Raw genomic sequence first — 11531 nt, 5'->3', positions numbered from 1 at the left:
GGGACGGTACGGCGCTGTGGGACCACCCGATGTGGGACGATCTGGACGACCCGATGTCGTGGGAGGACTCGGCGGGTGCCGGGGAGTCCGGGATCGACGACACCGGTGTCACCGGTGTCACCGGTCAGGGCTCGCAGTTCGACGCTCCGGTACCCGGCGCTCCCCCGATCGCCGATGGCAGCTACACCGGCCTCACGATCGATCCCGCCGTACTGACACAACCGTGGTACGACCCATTCGTCCACCAGCCCTCCAGTGCGCACCCCAACGTCAGCGTGCCGTACGGCTACGCTGGACGGCCGGGCGTGTTCCGGAAGCATCGGACGGGGGACGGGTCGACCGCGGGTGACGGGCCGGGTTCGCATGCCGAAACACTGTCTGCGACCGACGGCAGCAGTCAGCATCGCCCGCCTGGCGCCGCCGGTCGTAGTGGTGCGGTCGGGTTCAGTGTGGGTGTGGGTGGGCGTGATCGGTGTGGTCCTCGTGTGGTGGGTCGTTTGGGCGAGGCCACTGGCAGGGAATTCGATATCGGTGTTCTGGTGAGTCCGGGTCTTGCGGGTACGACGCATCGGCAGTTGGAGGATGTTCTGGGTGGGCGGTTGTATACCGTCGGCGATCGCGGGGCTGTCCCCGGTGTGCTGGGTGGTCCTGAATCCCCGGCTGTTCGAATGGCTCATGACATTATTGCCGGTGTGCTCAGGGATCCTGAGTCTGCTGCTGTGCACGCTGTTATCGTCCATAACTATATTCGTGCGAATGAGCATGGGATTGGTGCGCATTGTCTTCTCGCCACCCGCCAGGTCAAGTCGGGTGTCGGGGGTTCGGCTGATCTGAGCGGATGGGATCCGGCGTTCGATGAGCCGGAACAGGATTATCCGCCGAGTGTGCTCGATGTGGTTTCTTCTGTCGAGGTCTTTTACATCGATTATTACGGCGATGTTGTCGCGCCTCCGGTGGAGAATCACACACCCACGCCTGATACGCAGTTGCGGCATCTCGTCGGCATCGATGGCGATCGCGGTTTCTCGTCGGATCCGCCGGAGTATGAGGTGTATCAGAGTCCGGCGGAGCGTGGTGTGCCGTGGGATGCGCCGCCGGCGCGTGATGATGATGTTCCTGCTGTGGATGCGGATCACGGCCAGGATGCCCCTCCTGCGTTCTATTACCAGGCGTTGCGTCGGTCGGGTTTGCTGGTCGATGAGAATCTTTTGGATCGCGGCTCGTACCGCGATGCGGGTGCTGGTGATGGTGCGGAGTTGGAGCGCCAAGCTGGTGAGCTGGAGCGTCAGAGGGGCTTGCTTGCGGTGTTGCGTGAGGCGTTGGTGTTGCGGGTTGTCGGCACACGCGGCGGTACCGGTCAGGAATTGGATCGTGTGCAGGCGGAGCTCGTTTCGGTGGGTTTGGACCGGTATGAGCGTGGCCTGCAGTGGTGGGGTGTTGAGTTGCGTAGCAACAAGATCCGGCCATCGTTGGTGGTTTCGGACCCCGGACCCGGCGATTTGCTCGGTCGGGGAATGTTCATGATTCCGCTGCAGCGGCCGCCGGGGTTTGAAGGGGTCGGGCCGGATCCACGTGTGGCGGCGGAATGGTGGCGGCAACACGGCCGCCGGTGGTGGAACACCCTGAATTTCGCGGCGTTGCCTGCACAGCAGCGGCGGCTGGTGACCGAGCTGTCTGGTCTGCGTAATGCGGAAGGTATTGACGCCGCTGTGCGGGATGAGTTGAACCGTGCTCATCTGCGGCTCGAGCTCGATGGCCTGTCGCATGCTGCGGTGGGTGAGACCGCGGAGGAGCAGCGCGAGCGGGAGGCTCTGCACGCGGAGTACACCCGTTTCGCGAATTTGGTGGCTGCTGCGGATTTGGAGGTGGGGATCACGACGGCGCGTGCGCGGCGGGAGCTGGCGCCGGTGCATGTGTTGTCGTTTGTTCAGGATGATCGTGGTCGTGGGGCGGTGGTTATCGGTATCGGGCCGGTGGATGCTGCCGCGTATGTGACGTGGCGGGTGGCGCCGCCGGGTGCGTCGCTGGTGGCGATGACCGGTGAGTTGGTCGATGCCGCCCAGGTGTATGCGACGGGTCATGGGGCAGTGCGTGCCGTGGTGGTGTCGGCGGGCCACGACGAGTTGGACGACCATTCCGGTCCGTCGGGTAGCCGGCCGGATGCGCAGCCGGCTCCGCAGGCCCGCGGGTTCTCCAGGGCGCGGAATTGGCGCACGGTGTTTTCCGCGATTCGGAGTTCTGCGTCTGTGCGGTCGGGTCCGAGCCGACTCGCGTCGATGATCAGGGCGTATGTGACTGCCCGTCGCGCAAGTGACCGGTTGCTGGAGGTGGAGGTGTTTGCGTCCGAGACGCAGGCGAGGGCGATGATGCGGCATGTCGATGCGTCGGTAGTGAAGATTCGGATGCCAAGGGGTTCACTGCAGGCCCCCCGCTCCGATCATCCAGGCAATTGTGCGCCGGCGGCGTTGCGTTACGGGAAGCGTCACAATGGGCTGCTTCCCTATCGGGAGCCGGAAGGTTTCGCGCAAGAGAGACAGTTGTCGGGTTGGACTGCCACGCGTTTCCAGACCGAAACCAACGCGGCACTGCAGCATATCGATCTGCCGCTGCCGGATCATCGGCATGCTGTTGTTATCGATGCGGTGCGTGGTCTGGGGGAAAAGGCTGTGGCTTACATCGTCGATGTTCACCCCGATGTCGATGAGCGTGGTTTCGGTGCGCACACGCTCGTGGTGTACCACACGGGTGAGAAAGTCCGGGTGTACGATCCCGCGACCCGGGAAGACCGTAGTGCCGGCAAATTCACGTTCGCGCCCAGCATAGCGACCGCCGCTATGGTCTTCGCTCCTACAGGTGCACAGCATTTCATTCCGCCCCACACCCTTAACGGGGCACAGATCCTCGGCGAAAAACTCATCGGCGCACAATCGCCCCATGCTCCCGAAGCTCTCATACCCGACGCCCCCCGGACCCTCGCACCAACAGCGCCGCGACCCGGATTGCCGGCGATCGACCGCCCCGACACCACCATGGAGGATGGTCCCGCTGCTGGTCGCATTGTTGGTTACACGCAGGTGTTCGATGATCCTGCGACAGTGTTGGCGCACCCTACGCTTGTGCGTACGTTGGATCCGGACCGTCCTGGTGGTGGGTATGCGCCCGGCACTGTCATTCATATCCGTGGCCACTGGGAGGCGCTGGAGCTCACGGTCGTCGACCTCGGCGTGGACCGTCGTGGTCTGCATCAGCGGTATCGCGGGTTCGGTGGCCAGGATCTCGTTGTCGACAACGATTTCGTCTTCACCGGCGACGCAGCTCGTGAATTGATCCGCGATTACATCAACAGCCCTGATCGTGCCATCGTCAGAGCATTCGTCGAAACTCCTACGCCTGGTCCCACGGTCGATGACCTCGTGTATCAGGTCCGCCACAATCTGTTGCCCGCCCGCACCCGGATCGACATCCACGACCCGGCCACCACCGTCACCACTACTGCTACCGTCCTTGCCAATGGTGCTATCGAACTCAACTTCGGCACCCTCATCGGTTCGGAAACCCTGCGCCGCACCAAATTCCTCGAATTCCTCAACACTCACGCCATCCACATCGCCACCTCCGAGATCACCATTCACACACCCGTACCATCACGTTGGAGCAGACGGGACTACCTGCCGGTCGTAGCTCTTGCTCGCTCTATCGCGCGCGACTCCACGGAGCTTCACGACGATCTTGCCGAACACCTGCGCATCCGCGGCGCCGAATACCGCGACTACATCACCAACGACGGCATCGACGCCCTGCTGGCCAGTGAGAACGCGGATCACGGCGCTATTGTCCGCGCCTGTGACGCCGCACTCGAGGAGGAAATCGCCGCACTCGGTGCAGGCCGCCTTACCGGCAACCGCTCCACCCGATACCCCGGCCTGCCCTTCATACTCCACGTCGCCATCGTCCACACCGCAGTCAACGTCATCGTCTACCTACGTGGAACCACTCACACCCTCATCAACAACCCCGCCATCGGCGCCGCCATCCACTTCCTCGGGCGTCACTCGAGCTACAACACCTACCAGTACGGAACGAGGTCCGGTCGCTACCACTACACCACTGCAATTCCCGGCCCCGAACTCAGCCGCCAAAATAAAGCGATCCTCGAGGTCCGCGGCCCCGATTGCAAAACGGATAAAGACATCGCTGAACGCCTTGAAAAAGACTTTCCCGGCATCGACGCGCAACATGTAAAATACTCGATAAGCGGGGCCGATGGCATATACGAGAAGCTCAGCGTTTTAGATCCCGACGATGCCAAGGAAGAGGCCATCTGGTGGGGTCTACTCGACGAGCCGACTCCCACAGCCACGGCGTCCCCGAGTTCGCTGTCTGCCGAGGCCGGCAGCGTCGGCGCTTCGCCCCCGATGTCAGGGCCGTCTCCGTTCGGCGAGCTGCCGGCGGATAGTCCGTACTCGAATGAAGTGCTCGATGAGCAGGTGCATCGCGATTCGCAGGAGCCAAACGTGCATGACTATGTGGCGCAGGCGTCGTCATCGCGGGATGGCGGCGCTGCGTGGCCCTTGGCTCCGCCTGATCGCGACATCGCGAACGCCACGGTGGACGATGGTATCCAGGTTCTGCGTGCCGATGAGTTGCTGACGGAGCTGGATCGAGATATTGGTGCCGCTGAAACCGGTGGTGGTCTGGTGGCTTTCCCGCCTGGCACCTACATTTACCTCAGTGATACCGGCGAGTATCTCGGTGATACCGGTGGGCGGCTCCGGGTTGTGGTGGTGGGGCCGAATGAGTTCGCGATTCAGATTCGCAGGAACGACGACCCCGACAGTCCGCTGGATGGGCTCACTCTCGATCGTACGAGGATTGTCGGTTACCTCGGCGACAGCATCAACGACACTGTTACCACGATCAGTATCCATCGCCCGCTGCCCGACACGTCCGGGCCTGTCGCCCTTGTCGCTGTCGGTGAACTTTCCGACCGGATCCACCGTCGTGTTCTGCCCGGTGGTACTCAGATCATGCTTCCGGACAACGTCACCACCGCTACGGTCTTGGCCAACGGTAAATTCGAAATCCACGTGTCCGCCGGATCGGGAGTCCTCAATACCACCGAGATCGTCAGCATCGGCAATCTCCTCGACCGCCTTGATGCCTTCGACGCCTCCGACATTGCCGTCGACGTGCCGCCCACGCCTGCCGGCTGGAGCGACGACCGCCACGATCCGATCGCCGCCCTCGCTCATGCGCTGGGGTTCGACGACGAGCAGCAGTTACGCCGTAACCTCGCCGGCCATCTCCGGCACAACTCCGGTAAGTATCTTTCCCGTATCACCACCCGTGCCCTGGCTACCGAACAAGCCCATGAAACCGCGCACCGCCGTCAATTCCTCGACGATGCCACCCATCACACCGACACCGCCGCAGCCGGTGCCGAACGTGCCCGCGCCGATGCATTCTCGGAGCGCATGACCCTCGAACGTGCCCGCGCGTTCGACAACGAAATCGCGGCACTTCTCGAAGGCGGTACCACCGACAACCTCTCCACCGAATACCCCGGCCTTCCCCTCGTACTCGACGTTGCCACCGACTACGCCGAATCCGTCGGCCACACCAACACCAACCTCGTCGTCATCCAGCCCGGCACTTTCCGGCACACCCTCGTCAACAACACCACCCCCGGCCGAAAGATCCACTACCTCCAGCAACACCCCGACAGCCACACTTATCAACACGGACAAACAGTCGACGGCCGCCGCTATGCCGCAACGATCCCCGGCCCCGCAATCTCATCCCAGCAGAAGGCTGCTCTCGAGCAGCACGCCGCCGGCAACGAAACAAACGAGGACGCTATCAGTGGCGTATACCGGGAACTCGAGGTTTCCGACGTCGAGTCCGCCCTGTTCGAAGCCCGCCGGTGGCATCTGATCGACGAAGACGTCGTGGCCGGAGCCCGCCGACAGCGCCAACAAGCCGAGGCCGCCGTCGCCGAATTCCCCGCAGCCGGCGCTCATATTCACCCGACCTCACAAACCCAATCTCGACCTCGAATCCTGCTGGTACCCATGCAGAAAGCAGTCCTTCACCACGTCATCAGAGGTGACAAAAACCAGCAGATCGTCACACAACTCGACATCACCTACCAAGCACTCGAAACGATTCTGATCACAGCGGCTCACGACCTCGGCTTCGAACTCACCCGCGCCCTGCTGTCCAACCCCTTCGCCCGCAGCGCCGAGATCGCGAACACGGCCCGCCAAACGGGTCAACTCGACCGGAATGCCATGCTCCCGGACCCGCCGCCGCTCCCCGAACGCCCCGACATCGAGGCCGGGACCCTGGAGTACCAAATACTCCAGTACGCCGCCTCCGGCTTTACCAACATCCAGGAAATCTCCGGCGGTTACAGACTGAAAAACAAGCGAGCTGTTATCGGCCTCAATTCGTTTTTCGAAGCCCTGGACATCATACGTCAAGAATTCAATATTGCTGGGAAACTGAATGATATTCGTGCAGGAATCGTGGCCATCGCCTGCGACTGGAACCTCCTGGACGGCGGTATCATCACACCGCTTGTAGATGAAGCGTCTGAGCCGAAGCGGCCCTTGGAAAACAAAATTCTGCAGTGTATTGCGCAGGGGATAATAAAAACCACGGATATTCACGAGCGAATTAAAATCACCGAACCTACTGTTGATCGGCGGACGATAGGGCCCGTGAAGTCGAGGCTGCTGCAGCGCATCGTGGAGGCGAGCGTGGGCGGCACGGCTCTTATCGGTGGGAAGATGGCGAACTCGGCTAAGGTGAAAATAATAATGGCCGAAGCTGATAAAATCGTAAGGCGGGGTGGTCTCAGCAAGGCGGACTTCTTTGCACTTGTCACACCGCTGAGTACCCCGGTAGTGGCCGATGGCAGCGGTGTCGCCGGTAATGAGTGTATTCCTGCGACTCTTGCCGCGATCAAGCACGGTAATGCGATCATGCCTGGCAACGGTAGTCGTTTTATCACGGTCCCTTCGCCGTCTGGGCTCGAGGGGGTATCGCTTTTGGGAGTCGAGTTCTGTGCGGGTGCGCCGTTTCATGATTACGGTACCGACGAGGGCGTCGCCTACCGCATCATCGCGGCCCAGATTCGTGGCGCCGGGCCCGGTGCTAGAGCTCTTATCGGTCATTCCTATACCAGTGCCGATCTCAACAGGGGAATCAGTATCGGTGGGCATGGCCTCTATTCTGTTGTGAATGATGACCTCACCATTACAGTGGAAGACGTCGTCATGGGGAAGAGGTATCCCTTCCCGCCTGTTTCTCGGCGTGAGCTGGCCACTGTCCGTGCTGTCTGTTATGCCCCCGACGGTGAAATCATCGCGCCCCCTGGCCACACGGTCCGGGTGTTCGACGGCCCGGGGAAGCTTCTCGGCGACCTAGCCGTCGAGGTGGCTATTGCCGAGGAGACGGGCCGCGGACTTCCCTCCTACCTGCAGGGCACGCGTATCTTTGTCGGCGATGTTCATGGTGTGCTCGAGCTCGCTGTCGAAGGCCCCAACGAGTTCGCTCTCCGTTATCGCAGTTACCTCGACCTCGACACCCCGCACGACCGGCAGCCTGTCCATGGCTCCGCCATCCCCGCGTTCCTTCGTAAATACATCCGTAACGGGGGGCGCACTTTCACCACGACGACCGTCCACATCCCAGCCCATGTCACACCGGTCACTCCCGACACCGGGCAACGGTGGGGCCTCGGCCCCGATGCCCCCGTGCAAAACCCTCAGACCGTACAGAGATCGCTTCCGCCACTGCTGTCGGGCACTCAGAGGAACGCGCTCGCGCAGTACGCCATCGACTTGGACTACGGAGTAGCCGCGAAAACACTCGGCAAAGGTCGATCCACGGTGTATCAGGCCGTGACCCTTGCGATACACAGCCTCGGGGCGGTGGATGTGGGGCAGGCTGTGGATTGGCAGCGTGAGGCCGTCGACAGCGGGGTCGATGTGGAGCAGATCGCGCGAGAGAAACGACAAAACACTCGGACCGTGCAGAGCCCTCAGACCGTGCAGGGATCGATTCCGCCCCTGCTGTCAGGCACTCAGAGGAACGCGCTCGCGGAGTACGCCAAAGACCGGAACTACCAGGCAGCCGCGAGAAGACTGGGCAAAAATGCAGCCACGGTGTTTCAGGCCGTGACCCTTGCGGTACGCAACCTTGGGGCGGTGGATGTGGGGCAGGCTGTGGATTGGCAGCGTGAGGCCGTCGACAGCGGGGTCGATGTGGAGCAGATCGCGCGAGAGAAACGACAAAACCCTCAGACAACGCAGGAACCGGGCGCGGCAATACTGCCCGGCGTCCCCCCGAACATCGACGGCAGCTACACGACCGGCCCTACGACCGATCCCACCGTACGGGCAGATACCGCAAATCAACTGTGGGACGACTCGATGTGGGACGACTCGATGTGGGACGACCCGATGCTGCTGGATGACCCGGCGAGTAACTCGATCTTCGATGCCCCCGACTTCCATTCGGCCGGGCCCTCGGATGTCCTGCCGATCCGGGGGTTCGGGATCCGGCACGACGGCTCCCAGCACGCGGCCAGTGCGTTTGACGGCCATCCTCACATCACCGTCGAAACACTATCGGCGACCGACGGCAGCAGTCAGCATCGCCCACTTGGCGGTGGTGACAGCCACACCACAACGATTCCCGGCACCTCCCTCACATCCGAACAGAAGACCGTCCTTCACCACGTCATCGCGGGCAACAAAAACCAGCAGATTGTCGAATACCTTGATCGTCCCGGCCTCGGGGGGTCCACGGGCGAGAACTCTGATCGCTTCACCTACCGGAAACTAGAATTACTTCTTCTCACGGCAGCTTACGATCTCAACATCGCCCCCACTGGACAACCGATATCTCAATTCAATCCCTTCATTCATCGTGCCGAAATTGCCTACGCGGCTCTCTGGCAAAACCAGCTCGACCGCGACGCCATCGGTAAAATCCCTCGCCTCGTGCCGACGACCGTTCACTCGATGAACCGGACCGAACCCCTGGAAAATGAGATGATCCAGTACCGGGCCGCGGGATTTGTCGGCAGAGACATCAGCGGCCATCGCGCAACGGCGGGCAAGAATATTAGCATCACTCGAGTTAACAAAATTCTCAGTGATGTCCACTGGAAATTCGGGCTCGCTGACCTGCGAGTCAGTTCAGTGGAGAAGGCCGCGGCGTTCTCGGCTATCGCTGCGGACCGGGACCTGCTCCACCCGAACATCGTCATGGACCTCGCACAAGCCGCGCCGGAGTCGCCGCGGACTCTGGAAAACAAGATTCTCCAGCGCCTCGTCGCAAGAATTACCGAAACCGAGGATATCTATCGGGACCTTCTGGCCGACGGATCTATTACTGGTGAAATCGAACCTGAAGCCGCCCGGGCCCTCATAAGGGACGGCAAGTCGCGACTGTTCAGGCATATCGTTGACCGCAGTGCGGATCGCGAGGCTCTTCCCGCCGGGTATGGGAAATCCAGGGGTGCGCAAGGGGTGGCCGAGCGGGCTGCGCACGCTGCGAAGATGGTGACCTATGCCCACGAACTGGTCAGGCAGGGAGAGTTCGACAAGGCATTCTTCGCCGCGCTCGGTCCGGTTCATCGTGGTGTTGGGGGTGTTCGGAATGAGTGTGCGGTGCGTGCTGCGGGGAGGCTGGTTGAGCGTACGGGTAATTGGGGTGTGGGTGTGCTGGATGGTGTGGTGGGTGTTGGTGGGGTGTCGGAGGAGGATTTGATTGGTGCGATTCCGGGGGAGTTCCGTCGGTTTCTGGATGGTGATGTTGTTGCGGCGGAGTTGGGTGCGCTGGGGACGGGTTCGACGGCGTATTTGGTGAATGATTTCGCTTTTAATGGTTTGGGTGTGGGTGGGCATGCGCGGTTGATGACGAACGATCGGGACGAGAATGGTGAGGATGGTATTTGGGTCGTTGAGGATGTGGTGGGGGCCGATGGTGGGTGGGTGGTGTCTCGGTATCGGTTCGAGCCGGGGAGTTTGCCGGAGCTGGCGGGTGTTGCGGGTGTTTTGTTCGCGCCGTTGTCGGCGGGGGGTAGGGCGGTCGCGCCGCGGGCGGGGTTGGATCAGCCGTTGGCGGGTCGTTTGGTGCGCAGTGGTGGGACTGTCGGGTTGACGTCGCCGGCTGCTGGTGGTGTGTCGGAAGTCGATTCCCACAACACCCTGGCCGGTCGGCGCGTTCAAATCCTCCGGGCCGATCAACTCCTCAAAGACCTCGACCCGGAAGCGCGCCACGCTTGGGGGAGAGGTGGAGTACTCGAAATCACAGTACGCACCGACGGCAGCACCGACCACCAGCAACCCGCCGACACACCGCACCAGCACTCCGGCACCCCCAGCCAATGCCTGCCCCTGGTCCTCACTCACTCGCGAACCACCACCGGCAATACCGATATCGATTCCAACCTCCCCGACACGGGTCTCGCGGGCCACACACACCAAGAACTGGAAAACGCCATCCCCGGCGCACGCTTGCACACGGTCGGCCACGAAGACACCATCGCCCGCACCCTCAACGACCCCTACAACCGCGCCACCCACGCCATCGTGGTGCACAACTACACCACCAACGACGACCGCGGAATCGGCGCACACGCCATCCACATCACCAACACGAACAAGATCCCCAACCGGCCCGCTGCCGCATACCCTGCCAACCACGCCATCTACGACCCGGCTTTCCCTCTCGAAAACCGCACCTACCCCCCACGCCACATCCGCGAAATCTCCACCATCCAAGTCATCTACCTCGATGCCACCGGCCGCGTCGTCACACCCCCCAGCCACAACCACACGCCCATCACGCCCCGCCCGCAACACCTCATCGGCGCCGACCACGAGGGCAATCTCGACAACACCATCCAGATCGCCGGGCCCACGACACCTTTCGAGCCCGAGGGTGAGGACACCTACTTCGGTGAGCACCTGCGGGAAGCCCTCGGAGCCGACTGGTCCGGCCCCACCACCGAACACCCGCGGCGCACTCGGTTCTGGTTCGATCGCGCAGGGCTCCCCGGCATCGTGGTCACACCGCCGGAGCCGAATTATATTGTCCGGGAACTCGGTTCGAGGCATGACGGGCTCCAACAGGATGTCGAGGTCATGTCGATTCCGGAAGAGACGGCGCAGCGGCTGGTCGAGCAGGTCTACCGATATGTCATGGACAAAGCGGGCCCCGCAACGGAAACGACGAGCTGGCCGGGCCGGGCCTACGCGTATGTGACGGGCTCCGATAGCCCGGAGGCGAAACTCCGAGCCGAGATCGAGCAGGTGCTGACCTCGCGCTTCGTGAGAGCCGAGTATTCACGTCTTTTCACTGCGTCGGGGCTGCCGCTGAGCTTTACTTACAATGGCCACGCCTACCCGATCTCGCTACGCCTGAGTCTGCACGATGCTCGGCCGGTGGAGCAACCCGTGCCCGTGGGCGACGACGGCGAACCGCAAAGCGGCCCGCCCGCGGCCTATTTCCGC

General features: G+C 62.2%; 2 protein-coding genes (1 of these 2 cut by a window edge). One reads left to right on the top strand and one right to left on the bottom strand.

Going from position 1 to position 11531, the window contains the following annotated elements; translation table 11 throughout:
* Positions 1 to 245, bottom strand: a 245-nt coding sequence (locus tag ABZ293_RS28705) for a hypothetical protein (RefSeq protein ID WP_355185648.1), incomplete at its 3' end; no start/stop codon positions are given.
* Between the two features lie 252 nt (positions 246 to 497).
* Here ABZ293_RS28705 and ABZ293_RS28700 point away from each other — a divergent pair.
* Positions 498 to 11531 carry the 5' end (the start) of a protein-glutamine glutaminase family protein gene (locus tag ABZ293_RS28700; RefSeq protein ID WP_355185646.1) on the top strand. Its footprint extends 24294 nt past the window's final position, so only the first 11034 of its 35328 coding nucleotides appear in the window; it begins with the start codon at positions 498 to 500; its stop codon lies off the right edge, out of view.

The organism is Nocardia sp. NPDC005998 (assembly GCF_040614395.1).
GTDB lineage: Bacteria > Actinomycetota > Actinomycetes > Mycobacteriales > Mycobacteriaceae > Nocardia.
Note: the sequence above shows the minus strand (reverse complement) of the source record. Positions and strands in the feature narration are given on the sequence as shown.